Here is a 19,988-nt window from a genome sequence, read left to right as displayed (position 1 = left end):
CGGTACCCAGTCGATCCGCTCATTGGCGCTGTCGAGGGCTCGTGCTTCGCGCGGTCAGGTAGCGGGCATGGCGCAGTTCTTGGTGAAGTCGAGAGGTCCGACGCCAGCAAGTTCAACGGTGCGGGACCAGACGAGCGCGGCGAGTTCCGAATCCGGGTGCACAGTGTGCGCGGGCGGCTCGATACGCACGGGCGGACCGGCGATGCCGTTCGCGGGCGCATACAGTTCGCCGCCGCGTGCGGCCGGGTCGGTGAGAGCGCGGACCGCCGACCATGCGGCGGCATCCTTGCCCTGGGCCCAGGGGGTGTAGGGGTTGCGGCGGCGCGGTGTGGACGCATCGTGCACCCCGGGTCGTTCGGGCGTCTTCGCGTCGACGCCCACGCCGGGGCGGCTGACCAGCGACAGCACGGGCAGAGCCTGCTCGCGCAGCCGCCGGTCGAGTTCGAAGGCGAGCACTTCAGTGACGGCCTTCGCCCGCGAGTACGCGACGACGCCGAGCCGCGGGGCGCGCAGGGGATCGCGCGCGTCGAGTCGGGCGCGGTCGGCGAAACCGCTGGAGGTGTGCACGATTCGGCGGGGCCGGTCCGCAGTGCCGCTTCCGACCAGCGTCGGCAGCAGATGTGCGATCAACGCGGCGTTGGCCACCACATGGGTGGCCAGCACGAGCGGAACGCCGTCGACGGTCCGAGTGGTCCACCCCTTCATCGCTCCGCCGTTGAGCAACACGCCGTCGAGTCGATCGAGGGCGACGAGCCGCTGCGCCGCCCGGCCGACGGAGTCGAGTGAGGCGAGGTCGACGACGAGCGTCGCCACGGAAGCCTCGGGCGAGCGCTCGCGAATCGAGCGGGCGGCCGCCTCGAGCCGTTCGGGTGAGCGGGCGGCCAGCACCACGTGTGCGCCGGCGGCGGCGAGCTGCTCGGCGGCGAAGTAGCCGATGCCGGCACTTCCACCGGTGACGACATGCGTCCGGCCGGTCTGGTCGGGGACGACGCTCGGATCCCAGTTCATCGTGTGCCTCCTAAACGGATGATCTATCCGCTTCAAGCTAGCACGGGAAACGGATGACTCATCCGTTTCGCTATGATCGGGCGATGGCCGCTCTCCGATCGGACGCCGCGCGTAGTCGCGCGCGCATCCTGGACGCCGCCCGCGAGTGCGAGCTGTCGGAATTGCGGCTCAACGAGGTCGCCCAACGCGCCGGCGTCGGCGTCGGCACGGTCTACCGGCACTTCCCGACCGTGGGGGCGCTGACCGCCGCGCTGGCGCAGGGGGCGGTCGAGCGGTTGCGGGACATCGCCCGGGAAGCGGCGGCCGAACCGGATCCGGGCCGGGCGTTCGACCGGCTGCTGCGTGGCGCGCTCGATCTGCAGCTCGCCGACGCGGGTTTACAGACCGTGCTCCTCGCCGACGAGTTGGCGATTCCCGAGCTTGCCGGGCTGCGCGCCGAGGTACTCGAAGCGGCCGAGCGGGTGTTCGCCCGGGCGCACGCGGCGGGCGCCGTGCGCCGCGAACTCACTCTGGCCGGGGTGCAGCGCCTGGTCTGCGGGATCGAGCACGCGGTGCGGCTGAACGCCGGTCGCGACCGGGACGTCTACCTCGACGTGCTGCTCGCGGGCCTGCGGTCGTCGAGCGTCGCGTCGATGAAATGATCCGGTGGGCCCGGGCGGGCGCGCCGGCCCGGACAGGCTTGCCGACGCAGCTCGGGGCCGAGGTCGGGCACATCCTGCCCGACCCGCAGGCCGTCAAGGGCCCGCTGAACGATGCGCCCTACCCCTGTCGCCGCGGTCGGTGCTCGGTCACGGCTCGAGGTGCGCGTCGTCATTCCGCGTCCGCGTCGTACTGCATGGCGCCGACGGGGTTCCCCGACGGGTCGGCGACGAACACGAGATGTCCGACCCCGGCGATGGTGAATCGGGGCATCAGCACCGTGCCGCCGGCTGCGCGGGCTCGCTGGGCGAAGGCGTCGACGTCGGGGACGGCAAAGGTGCACTCCAGCCCGGTGATCCGGCTGCCCGGGGCCAGCTCTCGTCGCTGTTGCAGTGCTCCCTCGACGCCGGGGTGGGTGTCGTCGCCGGTGTGGATCCGGTAGAAGCCGGGCGGTCCCCACGCCGCAAAGCGCCAGCCGAACGCGTCTTCGTAGAAGGCGCGGCTGGCCTCGACGTCGTCGGCGTTGATCGCGAAGTGGGCGAGGTTCGGTGACGTGTGCTCGGTCATGGGCGCAACGGTGTCACTCGCAGATGGTGTCGTGCTTCCTTGATTCCGACTGATGATGTCGAGAATGCGACACGGCCCGGAGCGGCACCTCGGGGGCCACCCGCTCAACCATGCGGGCCGGCCGCCCGCCCGCCGGACCGCGATTCAGTCGTCGAAGAACTCGGCGAGCGCCCGGGCCAGCACGCCCTGGTCCACCTGGTGGTTCTGCCCGTCGAAGCGGCGCGCGGCGCCCTCGGGGACAGCGGCGGCCACGGCTCGGACGGACCGCTCGGCCCATTCGTCGCTTGCTCCGCCGTACATGGCCAGCACCGGCGCACTGATCCGGGACAGCGTGTCGACCGGAACGGATCCGTCGCCGGTGAGGGCCGCGTCGTAACGGAGCGACGGTCCCATCGCGACCATCCCGGGCCACCACGGCGCGGACCTGATCGAATCGTCGAATCGGCCCCCGCTCACCTGCCGGAGGAAGAGCTCGACCGCCCGATCGGGGTGGCCCGTCGCCACCGCTTCATCGAGCCGGGCCCGGTAGTCCGCTGCGGCCAAGGGTCCGTCCCCGGTCAGGTAGGGCGGTTCGTACACGGCGGCCTTCACGACCCGCGAATCGTGCGCGGCGATGCCCAGCGCAAGGAAGCCACCCGATGACATGCCGAACACTCGGGACGGGCCGGCCTCGTCGAGAAGAGCGACGAGGTCGTCGATCTCGCGCTCGGGGGAGTACGGGAGCACGTCGCCGCTCTCACCCCGGCCGCGCCGGTCGTAGCTGTGCACGGTGTATCGCTCGGCCAGCAGCTGCACCGTCTCCCGCGGGCTCGAGCGATTCATCAGCGCGCCACCGACGACGATGACGGCCGGACCCTGACCGACCCGGTCGAAGACGATCTCGGTGCCGTCCGCGGAGGTGACGGTGCCTCGCATGGTGGTCCCCCTTCGGCACGGCTCCCTCGAGAATCGCCGGTTGCGTCGACCGTAGCATGAAACGGAACGAACCATTCCGTTCCGAATTCCCTATGATCGGAGCATGTCCGATTCGGAAGCGTCCGCGCCGCCGCGCGGGCGGCAGGCCGAGGCCACGGCCAACGACGAGCGCATCATCAGCGCGGCGCTGCGCGTGTTGATCGCCGATCCACATGCGCCGATCACGGCGATCGCCGCCGAGGCGGGGGTCGGGGTCGCGTCGCTGTACCGGCGATTCGACAGCCGGGACGAACTGGTCCGGACATTGGCGTTGCACGCGATGACCCGGATCACGGCCGAGGCCCGAGCGCACCTGTCACGGCTGCCGTCCGCGCCGTGGCCGACGTTCGTCGACTTCATCGCCGCCGCGCTCGGCTGCGGAGCGGGATCGATGACGGCCTTCGCGGGCACCTTCGATCCGGGCGACGAGCTCAATCGGGCCGGTCTTGATCTGAGCGAGGCCATGTCCGCGCTCCTGGCGGAGGCGCAGCGCCGGGAAGCGGTGCGCCCCGACATCACCTCGCTCGATTTGATGCAGGTGTTCCAGATGCTGCGCGCGGTGAACGTCGGCAGCTTCGAACGCGACGAGGAGCTCCGGCTCCGCTACCTCGACCTGCTCCTGCCGGGGCTGCGTCACGGCGCCACCTCGAGTCTGCACGGACCCGCGCCGACCTGGGAGGAGAACCGGCACACCTGGAATCGCTGAGGGCGGGGCACCTCCCGCGACGAACCCGACGCCGGCGGGCCGAGGACCGCACCAGCCAGGGCACCGGCACCCCATCGGCACACGACTCGTGCCGGTCGGCCGCAATCGCCGCGGCCGAACAGCGCCGGGCCCCAACCGGATCGCGTCGCCGGCCACGACGGGGCGAGGTTCGGTCCCGGACGCAACGGTGTCGCTCGCCCACCCTGTCGTACATCCTCGATTGCGCCCTATGGTGTCGAGCATGCGACGCGACCCGGAGCCGGATGTCCGGGGCTACGCGGTCACCCATCCGCCGGGCCGGGCCGCTCTGCCCACCGGACCGGCATGGAACCAACTCGTCCACGCCGGGTCGGGCTCGATGAGGGTCAGCACCGCGTCGGGCAGCTGGACGCTCCCGCCGCATCGGGCGCTGTGGCTCCCCGGTGGGCAGCCGGTCACGGTGACCAACCGCTCGGCCGTGTCGGTTCGCACGCTGTACGTGTCGGACAAGTTCGACGTGCTCGACGGGCCGGCCCGGGTGCTGCAGGTCGGCCGATTCGCCGGCGAGTTGGTGCGGCACGTCGTGCGGGTGTGCCCGCTGCGCGCCGATGACGACCACCATGCGGCGCTGATCACCGTGGTCATCGATCAGGTGCGGGCCATGCCGTCCGCCGATCTCTGGCTGCCCCTCCCGACCGAGCGGCGAGCCGTGGCGTTCGCCGAGGCCGCGCTCCGCGACCCGGTCGCCACGACCGCGACCCTGGCCCGGCACGCCGGCGCCGGACCCCGGACGCTGGAGCGCCTCTTCAGTGCCGAGACCGGACTCTCGCTCGGAGTGTGGCGTCGGCGAGCCCGCATCCTCGGCTCGATCGAACAGCTTGCCGCGGGCGCATCGGTCACCCGTGCGGCGATGGACGCCGGCTACAGCACGCCGTCCGCGTACGTGGCGGCCTTCCGCCGGGAGCTCGGCACCGCCCCCCGAGCCTTCCTGACGCCGGCGGATGCACGGACACGCCCGGACCCGCCCCCGGTGTGACGGGGCGCTCGGGGCCGATCATCGCGCTTCGGACTCGGCGAGCGCCGCGGCGAGTGAGGGGAGGCGGCCGGTGCGGTGGGCCAGGCCCAGGACGTCCATGTAGTCGCGGACATGGGTGAGCTGTCCACCCTGGGCGCGCAGGACCAGCACCCCGTTCAGGCCGATCTCGCCCCGGTCCGGGAGTCGGCCGGTGGCCGCCCATTCCGCGACGACGACGGCGGGATCGGCGGTCTCGTGCACGGCGAGATTGTGGATCTCGAGCAGGCGGACACCGGGCGATCGCCAGGCGGCGCGGTAGGCGGTCCGGACCTCCTCCCGGCTGCGGTAGGAGGGGGCGTGGCCTGGCGTGAGGAACCCGAACTCGTGCACGCAGTCCGGGGCGTAGAGCTCGGCCAGCGCGTCCGCGTCGAAGTCGATCATGGCCTGGTGGTAGCGGGCGAGCAGCTCCCGCGGTTCGTGCGCATCCGTCATTCAACGACCGTAGAACGAAGATGAAACTCGGTCAACGTTTGTAGAATCAATCGATGAGCGCGCCACGGACGTCGCGGGACGAGCAACGCGAACGGACCCGCGCGCGGATCGCCGAGGCGGCCGGGCGTCGTTTCGCTGCCGACGGCTACGACCGCACGACCATCCGCGGGGTCGCCGCCGACGCCCAGGTCGACCCGGCCCTGGTCATGCACTACTTCGGATCCAAACGCGACCTGTTTGCCGCCGCCGTCCGGCTGCCGACCGACAGCGACCCGGAGATGCCCGGCGGCGCCGACCCGACCGCACTCGTGCTGGCGTCCCTGGCCGTCAAGCTGGGCGGGATGAACGACCGGACGCTGGCCGGACTGCGGTCCATGCTCACCCATCCCGACGCCACCGTCCGGGCGCGCGCCGCGCTGGAGGACGAATCCCGCCGCCTGGCCGATCGGCTCACCGGCGACCAGGCCGACACTCGGGCGGCGCTGCTGCTCGCGATCAACCTCGGAGTCACGATCGCCCGGGAGATCGTCGAGCTCGACGCGCTGCGCGCGTGCCCGCCCGAGGAGCTGCTCGACCTCGCCGCCCCGGCCGTCCGGGCGCTCACCGACCCGCCCGGACCGGCCGGTCGGGCGTCTCGCGGGTCGACCGGCGACTGACTCGGTCGTCGACGAATTCGGCGATGTCCGGGCCGGACCGGCCGGCCCGACGGACGCGAAACGCGCCGGACGGAAAGCGCCTACCACCAAAGGGATTCCGCCGCCGGCCAGGATGAGATAGGTCTTGACGTCGATCTCGTCGACCAGCCGCCCGGCGCGGGTACCGCCGCAAGGTTGAAACCGTATGCGGGACGGAATCTGCGTCGGGCTAGTAACTCGGCAGCAAGTCCGACATCTCGGGCGCGTTGTGCCGAGTTGAACCGCGGGCCGGCCCCGCAGCGGGTGTCCCCTCAGCCTGGAACCATGTGCGGCTCGGGCCTCGCGGCCGCCGGCCGGCTGCGCTGATCGAAGTCCCATCAACACGGACAAATTGGGCGTCATTTCGGGACTTTGATCAGCGAACCCGTCGGCCCGACCGGACGAAACGGCGCGAGACGAACATATCGGTCACCGTAGGTTGCGGCTGATCGGCCCCGCACCCACACAAGCCTGCGCATCGACGGTGCATGTCGGGCATATCGGTCGCCGATGGTTTCGACTGATCGGGGGGCCGGGCAATCGGGGTGGCCGGGTCCGGCCGCCGCGCGATGGGTCGAGCGATCACTCGACCCGGGTGTACACCACCACTTGCAGGTCGGGTCGGTCCGATGGTCGCAGTTGGTGGTGCTCGTAGACCAACCGGCCGTCGGTGGGGTGGTGGAAGACCCGTTCGCGCGACACGAAGCCCTGCACGTCATGTCGCTCCCACCCGTCCTCGAACTCCGGGCTCGCCGCCCGCAGCCGGGCGACGACGGCCCGCACCTGGGGGTCGCCGAGCCGGGCACCGGCCTCGGTGCGGAATTCCGCCAGGAAGCGTCGGCTGGTGATCTGCCAGTCGTCGAGCAGGGCCCGCACGCCGGGGTCGGTGAAGACCAGCCAGAGCAGGTTGCGGTCGGCCGGATCGGTGGTGGCGATGCGTGGATAGAGCAGCTCGTACGCCGCGTTCCAGGCGACCAGCCGCCAGTCCGGGGCCAGCGCGTAGGCCGGGTGCTCGCCGAGGGCATCGAGGAATCGCTGCAGGTGGGCCGGCGCCGCCGCGGTGTCGCCGACCACTCGGGGCCGGCTCGGGGCCAGCCCGAGCAGACCGAGCACGTAGCCGTGTTCCGGCTCGGACAGCCGCAGGCAGCGGGCGACCGCGTCCAGCACCTGACGCGAGGGGTGGATGTCGCGGCCCTGCTCGAGCCAGGTGTACCAGGTCACGCTGACCCCGGACAGGAACGAGACCTCCTCGCGGCGCAGGCCGACCGTGCGCCCGCGACCGGCGGGCGGCAGACCGAACGCCGCCCGGTCGAGCCGCTCACGGCGGGCGCGCAGGAAGCCGCCGAGCTCGCGGCGCTGCTCGACGGTCGACGCCGAGCCGGGCCGACCGAGGTCGTCATCCATGGCTGAACACTAGTACCGCCACTACTAGTGTTGATGCCGTCTTCCGGGCCCGACGGACCGCCGGCACGCTGGCCGTATGCCCACCCCCTTGCGCTCCCGAACCGTGACCCACGGCCGCAACATGGCCGGCGCCCGCGCCCTGCTCCGGGCCGCCGGCGTGGCGCGCGAGGACTTCGGCAAGCCGATCATCGCCGTGGCCAACAGCTTCACCGAGTTCGTCCCCGGGCACACCCACCTGCAGCCGGTCGGACGCATTGTCGGCGAGGCGATCTCGCGGGCCGGCGGCATCCCGCGGGAGTTCAACACGATCGCCGTCGACGACGGCATCGCGATGGGCCACGCCGGGATGCTCTACTCGCTGCCCTCCCGCGACCTGATCGCCGACTCGGTCGAGTACATGGTCAACGCGCACCGGGCCGATGCGCTCGTCTGCATCTCCAACTGCGACAAGATCACCCCCGGCATGCTGATGGCCGCGCTGCGGCTGAACATCCCGACCGTGTTCGTCTCGGGCGGCCCGATGGAGTCGGGCCGGGCCACGCTGGTCGACGGCCGGGTGCGCACCCTCGATCTGATCGACGCCATCACCGAGGCGGCCAACGACGCCGTCTCGGACGCCGACCTGGCCCGCATCGAGGAGGCGGCCTGCCCCACGTGCGGCTCCTGCTCGGGCATGTTCACCGCCAACTCGATGAACTGCCTGGTCGAGGCGATCGGGCTGGCGCTGCCGGGCAACGGGTCGGTGCTGGCCACCCACACCGCGCGGCGCGCGCTGTACGAGCAATCCGGGGAGCTGATCGTGCGGCTGGCCCACCGCTTCTACGACGATGACGAGGCCGGGGTGCTGCCCCGGGCGGTCGCCAGCCGGGACGCCTTCGGCAACGCGATGGCGCTGGACATCGCGATGGGCGGCTCGACCAACACGATCCTGCACCTGCTCGCGGCCGCGCACGAGGCCGAACTGGACTTCGGCCTGGACGACATCGACGCGGTCTCCCGGCGGGTGCCCTGCCTGGTCAAGGTCGCCCCGAACACCGCACCGGAACGGACCTACTACGTCGAGGACGTGCACCGGGCCGGTGGCATTCCCGCGATCCTGGGCGAGCTCGCCCGGGCCGGCCTGCTGGCCAAGGACGTCCACGCCGTGCATGCGGACAGCCTGGACGCCTGGCTGGCGGACTGGGACGTGCGGGGCGGCTCCGCGTCCACCGCCGCGCGCGACCTGTGGCACGCGGCGCCCGGCGGAACCCGCTCGTCGACGGCGTTCTCGCAGTCCCAGCGCTGGGCCACGCTGGATCTCGACGCCGCCCACGGCTGCGTCCGCGACGCCGCCCACGCCTACTCGGCCGACGGTGGGCTCGCCGTGCTGCGCGGCAACCTGGCGGTGGACGGCGCCGTCGTCAAGACCGCCGGCGTCGACCCGTCCATCCACACGTTCGCCGGGCCCGCCGTCGTCTGCGAGTCCCAGGAGGATGCGGTCGCGGCGATTCTCGGCGGTCGGGTGCGGGCCGGGGACGTCCTGGTGATCCGCTACGAGGGGCCGCGGGGCGGCCCGGGCATGCAGGAGATGCTGTATCCGACCTCGTTTCTCAAGGGCCGTGGCCTGGGCAAGGTGTGCGCGCTGGTCACCGACGGCCGGTTCTCCGGCGGCACCTCGGGGCTGTCGATCGGGCACGTCTCGCCGGAGGCGGCGGCCGGCGGCCTCATCGCGCTGGTCCGCGACGGCGACCGCATCGCCATCGACATCCCGGCGCGGTCCCTGGTGCTCGACGTCGACGAGGCCGAACTCGACGCGCGCCGGGCCCGGCTCGAGGCGGCCGGAGGCTACCGGCCGGTCACCCGCGATCGGTCGGTCACCACGGCGCTGCGGGCCTACGCGGCGATGGTCACCTCGGCCGATCGGGGCGCGGTCCGGGACGTGGCCAGCATCGAACGGGCGGCCGGCAGCCCGACCCGGTAGCCCGGGCCGGGCCCATCACCCAGCCGGCCCGGTCAGGTCACGGCGATGCCGTCCAGTTCGACCAGCTGGCCCGGGACCGCCAAGCCGGGTGACGCCGAGCAGGGTGGTGGTGGGCCCCGCTCCCGCGGCGGCCAGCCGTCCGGCCAGCACCCCGTCGTGGGACAGCAGCGCGTCGACGCAGCGTCGGCCACCGCACCAACGGTGGCTCAGGAGTAGCGGGCGGCGAACTCGCCCGGCGTCATCCCGGTGACCGCACGGAAGTCGCGGGTGAAATGCGGCTGGTCGGCATATCCGAGGTCGGCGGCGACGTCGGCCAGCGACCCGGGGTCGTCCCGCAGGCGCACCGACGCCTCCTGCAACCGGCGCCGCTGGATGAGCCACTTGGGCGACAGCCCGACCCGGCGCCGGGTCAGCCGCTGCAGCGACCGTTCGGACAGGTCGAACCGCTCGCAGACCTGCGCCACTCGCACCACCTGGGGACTGCCCTCGACGAAGGCGACCACGTCGTTGATCAGGCGGCCCTCGTCGTCGACCGGGGCGAAACGCCCGAGCGCGGCGGTCATCACCTGCATCGCCCGGGTGTGCGCAGCGTGCAGTAGTGGCCGCTGCATCGCCGCTCGGACCGCGTCGACCAGGTCGGCCGCGGCGCCGATGATCTCGGCCAGATCGACGTGCCGGTCCCGGAAGTCGGCCATCGACCGGCCGGCGACCAGGAATCCGCCGGCCGGTTCGAGCATGACGCCGACGGCCCAGCCGTCCCCGGTCAACGTGGTGGACGACAGCCCGGCGACGACCCCGTAGAAGCGCGCGTACTCAGCCGTGATGACGACCAGCCCGCACGGGTACTGCAGGACCCGCTGGGTCGCCTCCCGGCCGGGTTCGACGGACCAGACCGGGATCCAGAAGCGCTGGGCCAGGCCGGCCAGTTCGGTCGGCGCGGGGTATCGGTGCATGGTGTGCGACAGATCCCGGGGATCGCGCAGATGGGCGCGTTCGATCCGGTCGGGTTTCATCAATCGCTCACCGGCCGGCCGACCTACCTTCGACGTCATGGACACCAGCACCCGCAACGAGACATCCGCACGCTACGCGGACGCGAACCGGCCGCTGACCGCCGTGCTCGACGCCGTGCCCGGCATGGCGTGGACCCGGCCGAGCCCGTGCGAGGGGTGGGCCGCCCGGGACGTCGTGCGGCACCTGATCGACACCCAGCGGGACTTCCTGACCGGTCGCGGGTTCGATCCCGGTGCCGCGCCCGACGTCGATGCCGACCCGGCCGCCGCGTGGCGCGCCCACACGTCCGCCGTCGGCGAGCTGCTGGCCCGGCCGGAGGTACCGGACACCGGCTACGACGGCTGGTTCGGTCCGACGACCGTCGGGCAGACCCTCGTCCAGTTCTACGTACCCGACATGGTCGTGCACCGCTGGGACATCGCCGCCGCGGTGGGCGGTGACACCACGCTCTCGGAGGTGGAATTGGACCGGACCGCGGAAAGTATCGAGTCGTGGGGCGAGGCGATGTACATGGACGGCATCTGCAAGCCCGGCCTGGAGCCGCCCGCCGGGGCGTCCCGGCAGGTGGTGTTGCTGGCCCGGATGGGCCGTCGCGACTGGTGAGACGGCGTCCGGTCACCAGGTTCGCGCGTGGCTCGTCGATCGGCGACCTCAGTCCGTGAGAACGGCGGTTCCGATCGGTGCGCCCAGACCCTACGGTGCATGTCCGCACCGACGCGATCAAGGAGCACTCCATGCCGCTGGACAACCCGTTCTACTCCGCCGAACAGCAGGGGCCGTACGAGTTGGTCTCGATCGGGCGCTTCGAGCTGGCGGAGGGCGGGGTCATCCCCGACCTGGAGCTCGCGGTCGCGACCTACGGCGAGCTCAACGAGGCCAAGGACAACGTCATCCTCATCCCGACCTGGTTCTCCGGCACCCACGCCACCTGGTGGCAGGTCTACATCGGGCCGGGCCGTGCCCTGGATCCGACCAGGTACTTCATCGTCGTCGTCAACCAGATCGGCAACGGGCTGTCGACGTCACCGCACACGACCGACGATCCCGAGATCGCCATGTCGAGGTTCCCGCACGTGCGGATCGGCGACGACGTCCGCGCCCAGGAGATCCTGCTCCGCCAGGTGTGGGGCATCGAGCGGCTGGCGCTGGTCGTCGGTGGGTCGATGGGAGCCCAGCAGACATGGGAGTGGGCGGTGCGCTTCCCCGACAAGGTGCTGCGCGCGGCGCCGATCGCCGGGACGGCGCAGATCACACCGCACGACGTCCTCTTCGTCCGGACGCTGATGGACGCGCTGACCAGCGACCCCGGGTGGGCCGGGGGCGACTACGCCGCGCACACCGACGTCGCGGACGGCCTGCGGCGGCACGCCGATATCTGGGCGATCATGGGCCTGACCACCGACTTCTGGAAGTCGGGCTACTGGAAGACCATCGCCCCGGTGGTGGAGGGCCTGGGCTGGGAGACCTTCGAGGACTTCCAGCAGAATTTCACCCGGCTGCTGTTCGGGCTGATGGACCCGAACGCCCTGCTGACCATGGGCTGGAAATGGCAGCGCGGCGACGTCGCCCGGCTCACCGGTGGCGACCTCGCGGCGGCCCTGGGCCGCATCACGGCGAAGGTCTTCGTCATGCCGATCGAGCAGGACATGTTCTTCCCGCCGCAGGACTGCGAGCCCGAGGCGGCGCTGACACCGGGCGCGGAGGTCCGCATGCTGCACAGCATCGCCGGGCACTTCGGGCTGTTCGGCTTCGAGCAGACGTACCTGGACGAGGTCGACTCCGCGCTGACCGAGCTGCTGGCCCATCAGGTCTGACGCCGGCCGCCGGTCGGCTCATCGCCCCGGCGGCAGCTCGGCCGGCGCGCCCGGGCCGATCCCGGCGGCGGCGCGCACCTGCCGCGCCATCGCCTGCGCGTCGTCCACCCACACCCGCAGCGCGTCGACCTCGGCGGAGCGGCCGCGGGGCAGCGGGACGGTGACGGCCGACCGCAGGTCGAGATCCAAGGAGGTGCCGCCGTTGTCGACCAGATGGAGGGTGCGGCCGGCGAGCTGCCGGCTGGCCGTCCGGTCCCGGGAACGGCGGACCGGCCGGGCGTCGGCCAGCGCGGCGAGCGGCACCTCGATGCGGGTGGTCAGTCCGCAGCGCAGCACGACCCGGTCGGCGGTGACCAGGTGCGGCCGGACCGGCCCGGCGCCCAGCACGTACCCGACTACCCAGACCAGGCTGTACAGGCCGACGAGCAGCAGCGTCACCCGGAGGGCGCCGGCCGGCACCAGCAGGTGCACGGCCGCGACCTCGACCACCAGCACCCCGACGAACGTCCAGCGGACCGCGCGCATCGCCCGGTGATGGGTGAACGCCGCCGCCCCCGGTGGGATGTCGGGGCGGCGGCCGAGCCCGCGGACCAGGCCGGTCCAGACGCGGGCCTCCCACCGCAGGGCGGTGGTCACCGGTGGCGGGACCAGCTCAGCGGCGGCGACCGTCGCCGCGGCCCGGCGTCCGAGCCCGCGACGGCGCCCCCGCCGGTAGCCCCGACTCCAGCGCCCCGCCTCGACGAGCAGCACGGCGATCATCAGCAGACCGAGCGTTGCCCGCACCCCGGCCGGCACCTCGACGCCGGCCGCCAGCAGCGCGATCAGGACCAGCTCGGCCGGCGCGACGGCCACGAGCACCCACCGGCCCATCAGCCGGCGTCCGGTGATCCGTCGAGCCGGCGCATGAGTGCCTCGACCACCTGGCGCTGACCGGCGCTCAGACCGTCGACCATCAACGCGAGCTGGGCCTCGCCGACCGAGCCGAGCTGACCGCGCGCCCGGGCCGCGAGTTCCGGTGGGACGGACCCCAGGAGGTCGGTGACCAGGGCGTCGACGACGGCCGGTGATGGCGCCGGATCGGCGGCGAGAGCGTCGAACCGGCAGTAGATCTCGGCGGCCTTCGCGGCGGCGGCGGGGTCGTCGCCGGCCGCGCCGAGCAGTGCACCGAGCTCGGCCGCGTCGCCGCCGCCGATCAACGACAGTAGCTCGCCGTCGCGGTCCACCGCGGGCCCCGCCGCGCCGGCCGACCGCACCGCAGCCAGGTACGACACCAGCCCGGGTTCGGCGATGGCGTCCGGCACCGACCCGGCCCCGGCGAGCCGGGCGCGCAGCGCTCCCACTCGTTCCCGTTGGGAGCGGAGGTCGGTCTCCCGCTGCGTCAGATCGGCCTCGATCTCCGCGAGAATCTCGTCCAACTCGCGGTTCCGGTCGCCCGACAGGACGTCACCGACCTCGGACAGCGACAGCCCGAGATCGGTCAGCCGCCGGGCCCGGACCAGCAGCACGGCGTCCGCCAGGCCGTACTCCCGGTACCCGTTGCCCGCCCGTGCGGGCTCCGGGAGCACGCCGACGTGGTGGTAGTGCCGGATGGTCCGGGTCGACACGCCCACCAGGTCCGCGAGTTCGCCGATCTGCATGTCACCAGTGAAGACCTTGACGCTGCGTCAAGGTCAAGGGGCGGGCCAGTCATGAGTGACAGTCGGGACGGTCGCCTTCTCAGCGGGCAGGAAGGAGGTCCGTATGGACGAAGTCGTTCCCTTTGAACAAGAGCGGTTCGCCGGAGGTCCGCGCCAACGCGTACGCGAAGCAATCCCCGAGATTGAGTCGAGCCGGGTGTCCGGTGGGGCGGCCGTAGTCGCGATAGGCCTGCCGTGCGGTATTCGCGTGGTCCCCGGTCATCGGCACGACCTCGATCTCGGCCGCCAGCTCGTCGAATCGGGCGCTGAGGACCGGATCGCGATTGGCGTCGACAACGACCGCCGCTTCGACATAGGTAGCGGCCGACATCCTTGCTGTCGGAGCGTCCAGGAGCGCGTCGATGAAGTCTGCCGCCTCGGGCTCACCGAGCAGGATCGCGACGATCGCCGATGTATCGATGATCAATGAGGTAGCCCGATCTCGTCATACAGCAGGTCGCCGTGCGAGGTGCTTCGATACCGTTCGACCCAGCGACCCGCGGCATCGCTCGAGATGCGGTGCAGGCGCGCGGCTCGCGCGGCGCGGGCGTCCGAGGGCAGTCGCTCCAGGCGGTCGAGCCGCTCCCGGAGGGCAACGATGATCGCCCGGGTGGTCGTCTCCCCGGTCTGGGCAGTGAGCCGGCGAACCAGTTGCTCCGCTTCGGGGTTCTTGATGCTGAGCGCCATATCTAGAAAGGTACCACCGTGGGTATAGAAAGGTTGCTCGGTCACGGCAGCTGATGCACCGCCAGGGGCAGCACCGCCGTCGCGCCGGCCTCGACCAGCAGGGCCGACGCGACGGTGACGGTCCACCGGGTCCGGATGACATCGTCGACGAGCAGCACCGGCCCGTCCAACGCGATGCCCGGCCGTAACGCCGTGCGGGCCAGCAGCTCCCGGACGCGCACCCCGGACGACACCTCCGCCGACGGCGGTGGGCCGGTCACCTCCAGCGCGTCGACGAGCGGCAGCCGGCCGATCCGCGCGAGGTGGTCGGCGACCGAGCCGACCAGTTGCGGGTACCGCCGGGACGGCATCGCCACCACCGCGGACGGCCGCCGCCAGGAGCGGGACCACCGGCGCAGTGCCTCGACCATCCCGTCCAGCACCTCCGGCGGCGCCGGTGCGTCGGCCCGCCACAGCGTGGCCAGCACCTCGGCCCAGGCCGGGTCGTCGGCGAAGGCCAGCGCGCGGCCCGGCTGCAGCCCGGCGATCCGACCCTTGCGGCCGGGTGTCCCGCTGGGCCACAGCTTGCGCGGCTCGACGATCACGTCCTGGCCGCGGAAGAACCGCTGGGCCGCGGCCACGGTGTCCGGGTCGGGGGTGCCGCCCGGTGCGGGCAGGGTGCCGGTGCAGACCGAACACCGACCGCAGGGCTGCGGGTCGGGGTCGTCCAGGGCCAGCTGCAGGAACTGCATCAGGCACCCTTCGCCGTGCGCGTACCGCCGCATGAGATCGGCCTCGGCCGACCGGACCCGGCGCAGCGCCGACCATTTCGCCTCGTCGTAGACCCACGGCCGCTCGCCCTCGCGCCAGCCGGAACCGTCCCGGACGACGACGTCGTCGACGGCCAGGATCTTCAGCAGCGTCTCCAGCCGGCCCCGCCGGATGCCGGTCGCCGTCTCGAGCGCCGGCAGGCTCTGCGGCGATCCACCACCGTCTTCCAGCGCACCGAGCACCTTGCGCACCAGGTCGTCGGTGGGGATGCCGGCGGTGGCGAAGTACTCCCAGATCCGTTCGTCCGATGCGGCCGGAACCAGCACGGCGGAGGCATCGTCGAGGGCCCGGCCGGCCCGGCCGACCTGCTGGTAGTAGGCGACCGGCGACGACGGCGACCCCAGGTGCAGGCAGAACGCCAGATCCGGTTTGTCGTAGCCCATGCCGAGCGCGGAGGTGGCCACCAGGGCCTTGATCTCGTTGCGCCGCAACCGGTCCTCGAGCTCCTCGCGGTTCTCGGTCTGCCCGGAATAGGCCGCGACGTCGTGCTCGCGCTCGCGCAGGAAGGCCGAGAGCCGTTCGGTCTCGGCCACCGTCAGCACGTACACGATCCCGGAGCCGGGGAGGGCGGCCAGCGCGTCGGCCACCCAGGCGTAACCCTCCAACGTGCTCAGCCCGGGCACCACGGACAGCCGCAACGATGCCCGGGCCAGCGATCCGCGCAGCGTCACCGTGTCGTCGCCGAGCTGGGCGGCGACGTCCGCGGTCACCCGCTCGTTGGCGGTCGCGGTGGTCGCCAGGACGGGAGTGTCGGGGGACAGGCGCAGCAGGATCCGGGTCAGCCGCTGGTAGTCGGGCCGGAAATCGAAGCCCCAGTCGGAGACGCAGTGGGCCTCGTCGATGACGAGCAGCCCGCAGCGGGCCAGCAGGTCCGGCAGCTCGGCCGCGAAGCGGGGATTCGCCAGCCGTTCCGGCGAGACCAGCAGCAGGTCGAGCCGGTCCGCGCGGAGCTCGTCCAGCACGGCGGCCCACGCGTCGATGTTGGTCGAGTTGATGGTCGCCGCCTTGAGCCCGGCCCGCTGCGCGGCGGAGATCTGATCGCGCATCAGCGCCAGCAGCGGCGAGACCACCAGGGTCGGCCCGGCACCCCGCCCGCGCAGGGCCGCCGTCGCCCCCCAGTAGACCGCCGACTTGCCCCACCCGGTCGCCTGCACGACCAGCACCCGGCGGTGGTGCTCGACCAGTTCCTCGACCGCGTGGATCTGGTCGGCCCGGGGTCGCGCATCGGGCCCGGCGACCGTGGTGATGACGCGCGCGAGCACATCGGCGGCGGGGACGAGCGCGGTGGATCCGGTCATGGCCCCATCATGTCGTGACCCACCGACAGCCCGGTCGTGAGCCGGGCGGACCGATCAGGATGCGACGCTTTGCCGGCGGCGTCCGTACACCCCGCCGGAGCTATAGCTGGCCACGTCGATGACGATCGCCAGGCCGATCCACACCCAGTCGAACCCGGTCACCCCGCCCGGCGCCACCAGCACGTACATCAGCGTGGTCCACGGGGCGAGGAGGAAGCCCAGGAACGGCAGCCAGAAGCTGGAGAACGTCGCGTCCCAGCGCAGCGGCTCGAACAACCACCACAGCGCGATCGCCGCACGCGGACCGAAGAACAGCAGGATGACGAACAGGCACATGGCGAGTCCTCTCGAACGCGGGCTGCGGCCAGCATCGCCTGCCGGGCCCGGGGCCGGCATCGTCCGGATCGGACGGGTCGCGGCCGGCCGTGTCCCGGGTCAATGCACGGAGAAGCCGCCGTCGACGAAGATCGACTGCCCGGTGACGTAGCCCGCCGACCGGCCGGCCAGGAACACCGCCGCCCCGGCGAAGTCGTCAGGCCGACCGTTGCGGCCGACCATCGTGCGTTCGGCCAGGGCGCGGACCCGATCCGGGTCCGTGGACAGCCGGGCGTTGAGCGGCGTCAGGACGAAGCCCGGCACCAGCACGTTGCTGGTCACCCCGGACGCGGACCAGGCCTCGGCCTGCGACCGGGCCAACGATTCCAGGCCGCCCTTGGACACCCCGTAGGCGCCGCTGTCGACAAACGCGCGGTGGGCCTGCTGCGAGCTGATGTGGATGAACCGGCCGAAGCCTCGATCGGCCATGCCCGGGCCGAACCGCTGACCGAGCACGAACGGCGCGGTCAGGTTGACCGCCATCGTGTGATCCCAGGTGTCGTCGTCGAGGTCACCCATCGGTGGGCGCAGGTTGATCCCGGCCGAGTTCACGACGATGTCGGGCTCGCCGAACGGCCCGGTGGCGGCCTCGGCGGCGGCCCGCGCGCCGTCCCGGGTGGCCAGGTCACCGGCCACCCAGGCGACCTCGCCGGCCGACGCCGTCATGTCATCGGCGGCGGCTCGCAGCGCGGACTCGGTCCGGGCCAGCAGGATGACCCGCGCGCCGGCCCCGGCCAGGGCGGCGGCGATCGCCCGCCCGATCCCCGAACTGCCCCCGGTGACGATCGCCGTCCGCCCGTCGAGGGAGAACAGGGTCGCCAGGTAGCCGTCCACCGCCATGCGCGCACCCTATGGGCGGTCGGGTGTCCCGACGTCCACGGGTGGCTGCCCACTCACCGGACCGGCATGCTGGCGCGGTGTCCGAGCGCGAGGCCGCCGAGCCCGATGCCGTCGCGGTGCTGGCCGCGCTGCGCGCGCACGCCGATACGGCCGAACGGGACCGCATCCGGCGCCGGCTGCCCGATCCGGCCGTGCCGGTGATCGGAGTCCGGATGGGCGCGGTCTTCGACATCGCCAAGGCGCACACGGCGCTGCCGCTGGGCGAGGTCGAGCGGCTGCTCGACCGGGACGAGTACGAGGCGCGGATGGTCGCGGTCGCCGTTCTGGACTTCAAGGCCCGCGCCCGGCGCATCGACGACGCGGGCCGGCGCGAACTCTACGAACTCTGGATGCGCCGGATCGACCGGATGGACATCTGGGACCTGATCGACCGGTCCGCACCCCGGGTGCTCGGTCTGTATCTGCTCGACAAGCCGCGCGACCCGTTGCGGCGACTGGCCGCCTCACCCGACCGGTGGCACCGCCGCACTGCGGTGGTCGCCACTTTCTTGATCATCCGGGCCGGCGACCTCGAGGACCCGCTGGCGATCTGCATGCAACTGGCCGGCGACCCGGAGAAGTTCGTGCAGACCGCGCTCGGCACCGCCCTGCGGGAGGTCGGCCGGATCGATCCGGCCCGGTTGACGGCCTTCCTCGATGACCACGGCCACGCCCTGTCGGCCGACGCCCGGCGGGTGGCCCGGACCGCGTTCGCCGGCTGACGGCGCGGCTTCGGTCCGGCACTCCACCGGGTGCGTCCCCGGTGGGCGGACGGACCGTCCGGCCGGCCACGCGGCAACGTACCCGGACCGACCGTGACCGCGGTCAGACCGGCGCCGCGAGCCGGCGGCGAGGCCGCAGCACCAGCCGCAGCAGCAACCCGGCCAGCAACGCCCAGAACGCCGCCCCGATCCCGAGGACGGTGATCCCACCCGCCGCGACCAGGAACGCGGCGACGGCGGGCATCCGTTCCGCCGGGTCGGCGGTGGCCGCGGTCAGGCTGGCGGCGAGGGTGCCGACCAGGGCCAGCCCGGCCACCGACTCGATGACGCCGGGCGGCGCCTGCGCCATCAGTGCGGTGAGCGTGGCGGCCGCCGGGGCCAGGGCCAGGTAGGCGACGCCGGCCGTCGCCGCCGCGATCCACCGGCGCTCCGGGTCCGGACCGGCCTCGGCCGATGCGGGCAGGGCGGCGGTGATCGCGGCCAGGTTGACCGCGTGCGCCCCCGCACCGGCCCCGGCGACCGTGCCGGCCCCGGTCAGCAGCAGGGTCTGCCGCCACGGCACGCGGTAGCCGGCCGCGGCCAGCACGGCGACGCCCGGCACGTTCTGCGCGGCCATGGTGACCACGTACAACGGCAGGGCCAGGCCGACGACGGCCGCCCAGGAGAACGTCGGCGCGGTGAACGACAGGGTCGGCGCCTGGACCGACGCGCCCGCCCCGTCGACCGTCACCACCCCGATCACCAGGACGAGGGCGAGGGCGAACGCGGCTGGGGCCGACCAGCGCGGCGCGAAGCGTTGCAGCACCAGCCAGAGCAGCACCACCGGGGCCACCAGCAGCGGGGTCCGGGTCAGTGCCACGACCGGCTGCACGCACAGGGTCAACAGCACCCCGGCAAGCATCGCCTGGGCCAGCGGTGCGGGGATCGCGGCGACCGTCCGGCCCAGCCACGGCCACAGGCCGGTGACGGCCAGCAGGATGCCGCACACGACGAAGGCGCCGACGGCCGCCGACCAGTCGAGGTGCAGGCCGGCGGCGGTGACCAGCAAGGCGGCGCCGGGCGTCGACCAGGCCAGGGTCAGCGGCCGGCGGTGCCGCAGGCTCAGCCACAGGGTGCCGGCGCCCTGCAGGACGCACAGCGTCGCCAGTCCCGACGCCGCCTGCTCGGTGCTGGCGCCGACCGCGCGGAGGCCGGCCAGGACCACGGCGAACGAGCTGGTGAAGCCCACCAGCGCGGTCACCAGGCCGATCCCGACCGGCTGCCCCCATCCTCGTTCCATAAACAGAACGCTAACACCGATGGTTCTGTTGACGGA

At 72.6% G+C, this 19,988-nt stretch carries 22 protein-coding genes; 8 read left to right on the top strand and 14 right to left on the bottom strand.

Features of this window, described 5'->3' with window-relative positions:
• Nucleotides 1-54: 54 nt before the first annotated feature.
• Nucleotides 55-1,008, bottom strand: coding sequence for an SDR family NAD(P)-dependent oxidoreductase (locus tag ACILSK_RS07860; RefSeq protein WP_395726590.1), 954 nt, complete (start codon nucleotides 1,006-1,008; stop codon nucleotides 55-57).
• Nucleotides 1,009-1,091: 83 nt separating this feature from the next.
• Here ACILSK_RS07860 and ACILSK_RS07855 point away from each other — a divergent pair, with 83 nt between their 5' ends.
• Nucleotides 1,092-1,649, top strand: a complete 558-nt coding sequence (locus ACILSK_RS07855; RefSeq protein ID WP_395726589.1) for a TetR/AcrR family transcriptional regulator — start codon at nucleotides 1,092-1,094, stop codon at nucleotides 1,647-1,649.
• 169 nt (nucleotides 1,650-1,818) lie between these two features.
• On the opposite strand, the gene ACILSK_RS07850 is transcribed toward ACILSK_RS07855, so the two are convergent.
• Entirely contained in the window at nucleotides 1,819-2,214 is a 396-nt protein-coding gene (locus tag ACILSK_RS07850) for a VOC family protein (protein ID WP_395726588.1), read from the bottom strand.
• Nucleotides 2,215-2,358: 144 nt separating this feature from the next.
• Nucleotides 2,359-3,129, bottom strand: coding sequence for an alpha/beta fold hydrolase (locus tag ACILSK_RS07845; RefSeq protein WP_395726587.1), 771 nt, complete (start codon nucleotides 3,127-3,129; stop codon nucleotides 2,359-2,361).
• A 103-nt stretch (nucleotides 3,130-3,232) separates the two neighbouring features.
• Here ACILSK_RS07845 and ACILSK_RS07840 point away from each other — a divergent pair, with 103 nt between their 5' ends.
• Entirely contained in the window at nucleotides 3,233-3,874 is a 642-nt protein-coding gene (locus tag ACILSK_RS07840; RefSeq protein WP_395726586.1) for a TetR/AcrR family transcriptional regulator, read from the top strand.
• A gap of 241 nt (nucleotides 3,875-4,115) precedes the next feature.
• Nucleotides 4,116-4,889: an AraC family transcriptional regulator gene (locus ACILSK_RS07835; protein ID WP_395726585.1), complete on the top strand. Its 774-nt coding sequence runs from the start codon at nucleotides 4,116-4,118 to the stop codon at nucleotides 4,887-4,889.
• 18 nt (nucleotides 4,890-4,907) lie between these two features.
• Here ACILSK_RS07835 and ACILSK_RS07830 read toward each other — a convergent pair whose 3' ends face one another.
• Nucleotides 4,908-5,360, bottom strand: a complete 453-nt coding sequence (locus ACILSK_RS07830; RefSeq protein WP_395726584.1) for a nuclear transport factor 2 family protein — start codon at nucleotides 5,358-5,360, stop codon at nucleotides 4,908-4,910.
• Between the two features lie 53 nt (nucleotides 5,361-5,413).
• Between ACILSK_RS07830 and ACILSK_RS07825 the strand changes: the two genes are divergently transcribed.
• Nucleotides 5,414-6,016, top strand: a complete 603-nt coding sequence (locus tag ACILSK_RS07825) for a TetR family transcriptional regulator (RefSeq protein ID WP_395726583.1) — start codon at nucleotides 5,414-5,416, stop codon at nucleotides 6,014-6,016.
• A 600-nt stretch (nucleotides 6,017-6,616) separates the two neighbouring features.
• Here ACILSK_RS07825 and ACILSK_RS07820 read toward each other — a convergent pair.
• Nucleotides 6,617-7,438, bottom strand: coding sequence for a helix-turn-helix transcriptional regulator (locus ACILSK_RS07820; protein ID WP_395726582.1), 822 nt, complete (start codon nucleotides 7,436-7,438; stop codon nucleotides 6,617-6,619).
• 76 nt (nucleotides 7,439-7,514) lie between these two features.
• On the opposite strand from ACILSK_RS07820, the gene ilvD reads away from it, so the two are divergent.
• Nucleotides 7,515-9,398, top strand: a complete 1,884-nt coding sequence (ilvD, locus tag ACILSK_RS07815; RefSeq protein WP_395726581.1) for a dihydroxy-acid dehydratase — start codon at nucleotides 7,515-7,517, stop codon at nucleotides 9,396-9,398.
• A gap of 206 nt (nucleotides 9,399-9,604) precedes the next feature.
• On the opposite strand, the gene ACILSK_RS07810 is transcribed toward ilvD, so the two are convergent.
• The gene (locus ACILSK_RS07810) at nucleotides 9,605-10,411 is read right to left on the bottom strand and encodes a helix-turn-helix domain-containing protein (protein ID WP_395726580.1); all 807 of its coding nucleotides are present in this window, start codon (nucleotides 10,409-10,411) and stop codon (nucleotides 9,605-9,607) included.
• Between the two features lie 37 nt (nucleotides 10,412-10,448).
• Between ACILSK_RS07810 and ACILSK_RS07805 the strand changes: the two genes are divergently transcribed.
• Both ACILSK_RS07805 and ACILSK_RS07800 read left to right on the top strand, forming a co-directional pair.
• Nucleotides 10,449-11,015 (top strand): maleylpyruvate isomerase family mycothiol-dependent enzyme, encoded by a 567-nt coding sequence (locus tag ACILSK_RS07805; RefSeq protein WP_395726579.1) that lies wholly within the window; start codon nucleotides 10,449-10,451, stop codon nucleotides 11,013-11,015.
• A 131-nt stretch (nucleotides 11,016-11,146) separates the two neighbouring features.
• Nucleotides 11,147-12,226, top strand: coding sequence for an alpha/beta fold hydrolase (locus tag ACILSK_RS07800; protein WP_395726681.1), 1,080 nt, complete (start codon nucleotides 11,147-11,149; stop codon nucleotides 12,224-12,226).
• An 18-nt stretch (nucleotides 12,227-12,244) separates the two neighbouring features.
• On the opposite strand, the gene ACILSK_RS07795 is transcribed toward ACILSK_RS07800, so the two are convergent.
• The 7 genes from ACILSK_RS07795 to ACILSK_RS07765 form a co-directional block, all read right to left on the bottom strand.
• A complete protein-coding gene (locus tag ACILSK_RS07795) occupies nucleotides 12,245-13,096 on the bottom strand; it encodes a hypothetical protein (protein WP_395726578.1) in 852 nt (283 codons plus the stop codon).
• Nucleotides 13,096-13,863, bottom strand: a complete 768-nt coding sequence (locus ACILSK_RS07790; protein WP_395726577.1) for a MerR family transcriptional regulator — start codon at nucleotides 13,861-13,863, stop codon at nucleotides 13,096-13,098. The genes ACILSK_RS07795 and ACILSK_RS07790 overlap by 1 nt, the downstream gene beginning before the upstream one ends.
• Before the next feature lie 79 nt (nucleotides 13,864-13,942).
• Nucleotides 13,943-14,329, bottom strand: a complete 387-nt coding sequence (locus tag ACILSK_RS07785) for a type II toxin-antitoxin system VapC family toxin (RefSeq protein WP_395726576.1) — start codon at nucleotides 14,327-14,329, stop codon at nucleotides 13,943-13,945.
• Nucleotides 14,326-14,589 (bottom strand): type II toxin-antitoxin system VapB family antitoxin, encoded by a 264-nt coding sequence (locus ACILSK_RS07780; protein ID WP_395726575.1) that lies wholly within the window; start codon nucleotides 14,587-14,589, stop codon nucleotides 14,326-14,328. The genes ACILSK_RS07785 and ACILSK_RS07780 overlap by 4 nt, the downstream gene beginning before the upstream one ends.
• Before the next feature lie 41 nt (nucleotides 14,590-14,630).
• A complete protein-coding gene (locus ACILSK_RS07775; RefSeq protein WP_395726574.1) occupies nucleotides 14,631-16,697 on the bottom strand; it encodes a DEAD/DEAH box helicase in 2,067 nt (688 codons plus the stop codon).
• Between the two features lie 54 nt (nucleotides 16,698-16,751).
• On the bottom strand, nucleotides 16,752-17,033 hold the full coding sequence (locus tag ACILSK_RS07770) for a hypothetical protein (protein ID WP_395726573.1): 282 nt from the start codon (nucleotides 17,031-17,033) through the stop codon (nucleotides 16,752-16,754).
• 99 nt (nucleotides 17,034-17,132) lie between these two features.
• Complete coding sequence (locus tag ACILSK_RS07765; protein ID WP_395726572.1) at nucleotides 17,133-17,912, bottom strand: SDR family NAD(P)-dependent oxidoreductase; 780 nt, start codon at nucleotides 17,910-17,912, stop codon at nucleotides 17,133-17,135.
• 77 nt (nucleotides 17,913-17,989) lie between these two features.
• Between ACILSK_RS07765 and ACILSK_RS07760 the strand changes: the two genes are divergently transcribed.
• Nucleotides 17,990-18,673: a DNA alkylation repair protein gene (locus ACILSK_RS07760; protein ID WP_395726571.1), complete on the top strand. Its 684-nt coding sequence runs from the start codon at nucleotides 17,990-17,992 to the stop codon at nucleotides 18,671-18,673.
• A 103-nt stretch (nucleotides 18,674-18,776) separates the two neighbouring features.
• Here ACILSK_RS07760 and ACILSK_RS07755 read toward each other — a convergent pair whose 3' ends face one another.
• Entirely contained in the window at nucleotides 18,777-19,952 is a 1,176-nt protein-coding gene (locus ACILSK_RS07755; protein WP_395726570.1) for a benzoate/H(+) symporter BenE family transporter, read from the bottom strand.
• Between the last annotated feature and the right edge of the window lie 36 nt (nucleotides 19,953-19,988).

Origin of the sequence: Nakamurella sp. (genome assembly GCF_044224575.1) — a bacterium.
In the GTDB taxonomy this organism is placed as follows: Bacteria; Actinomycetota; Actinomycetes; order Mycobacteriales; family Nakamurellaceae; genus Nakamurella.
This window is presented reverse-complemented; position numbering and strand designations above follow the sequence as displayed.

What these genes read in the sequence shown, in the direction of transcription:
- ACILSK_RS07790 (WP_395726577.1), bottom strand. Translation starts at nt 13,863, where the DNA reads ATGCAGATCGGCGAACTCGCGGACCTGGTGGGCGTGTCGACCCGGACC.
- ilvD (WP_395726581.1), top strand. Translation starts at nt 7,515, where the DNA reads ATGCCCACCCCCTTGCGCTCCCGAACCGTGACCCACGGCCGCAACATG.
- ACILSK_RS07860 (WP_395726590.1), bottom strand. Translation starts at nt 1,008, where the DNA reads ATGAACTGGGATCCGAGCGTCGTCCCCGACCAGACCGGCCGGACGCAT.
- ACILSK_RS07820 (WP_395726582.1), bottom strand. Translation starts at nt 7,438, where the DNA reads ATGGATGACGACCTCGGTCGGCCCGGCTCGGCGTCGACCGTCGAGCAG.
- ACILSK_RS07800 (WP_395726681.1), top strand. Translation starts at nt 11,147, where the DNA reads ATGCCGCTGGACAACCCGTTCTACTCCGCCGAACAGCAGGGGCCGTAC.
- ACILSK_RS07850 (WP_395726588.1), bottom strand. Translation starts at nt 2,214, where the DNA reads ATGACCGAGCACACGTCACCGAACCTCGCCCACTTCGCGATCAACGCC.
- ACILSK_RS07770 (WP_395726573.1), bottom strand. Translation starts at nt 17,033, where the DNA reads ATGTGCCTGTTCGTCATCCTGCTGTTCTTCGGTCCGCGTGCGGCGATC.
- ACILSK_RS07830 (WP_395726584.1), bottom strand. Translation starts at nt 5,360, where the DNA reads ATGACGGATGCGCACGAACCGCGGGAGCTGCTCGCCCGCTACCACCAG.
- ACILSK_RS07765 (WP_395726572.1), bottom strand. Translation starts at nt 17,912, where the DNA reads ATGGCGGTGGACGGCTACCTGGCGACCCTGTTCTCCCTCGACGGGCGG.
- ACILSK_RS07845 (WP_395726587.1), bottom strand. Translation starts at nt 3,129, where the DNA reads ATGCGAGGCACCGTCACCTCCGCGGACGGCACCGAGATCGTCTTCGAC.
- ACILSK_RS07755 (WP_395726570.1), bottom strand. Translation starts at nt 19,952, where the DNA reads ATGGAACGAGGATGGGGGCAGCCGGTCGGGATCGGCCTGGTGACCGCG.
- ACILSK_RS07775 (WP_395726574.1), bottom strand. Translation starts at nt 16,697, where the DNA reads ATGACCGGATCCACCGCGCTCGTCCCCGCCGCCGATGTGCTCGCGCGC.
- ACILSK_RS07810 (WP_395726580.1), bottom strand. Translation starts at nt 10,411, where the DNA reads ATGAAACCCGACCGGATCGAACGCGCCCATCTGCGCGATCCCCGGGAT.
- ACILSK_RS07840 (WP_395726586.1), top strand. Translation starts at nt 3,233, where the DNA reads ATGTCCGATTCGGAAGCGTCCGCGCCGCCGCGCGGGCGGCAGGCCGAG.
- ACILSK_RS07795 (WP_395726578.1), bottom strand. Translation starts at nt 13,096, where the DNA reads ATGGGCCGGTGGGTGCTCGTGGCCGTCGCGCCGGCCGAGCTGGTCCTG.
- ACILSK_RS07825 (WP_395726583.1), top strand. Translation starts at nt 5,414, where the DNA reads ATGAGCGCGCCACGGACGTCGCGGGACGAGCAACGCGAACGGACCCGC.
- ACILSK_RS07780 (WP_395726575.1), bottom strand. Translation starts at nt 14,589, where the DNA reads ATGGCGCTCAGCATCAAGAACCCCGAAGCGGAGCAACTGGTTCGCCGG.
- ACILSK_RS07855 (WP_395726589.1), top strand. Translation starts at nt 1,092, where the DNA reads ATGGCCGCTCTCCGATCGGACGCCGCGCGTAGTCGCGCGCGCATCCTG.
- ACILSK_RS07835 (WP_395726585.1), top strand. Translation starts at nt 4,116, where the DNA reads ATGCGACGCGACCCGGAGCCGGATGTCCGGGGCTACGCGGTCACCCAT.
- ACILSK_RS07805 (WP_395726579.1), top strand. Translation starts at nt 10,449, where the DNA reads ATGGACACCAGCACCCGCAACGAGACATCCGCACGCTACGCGGACGCG.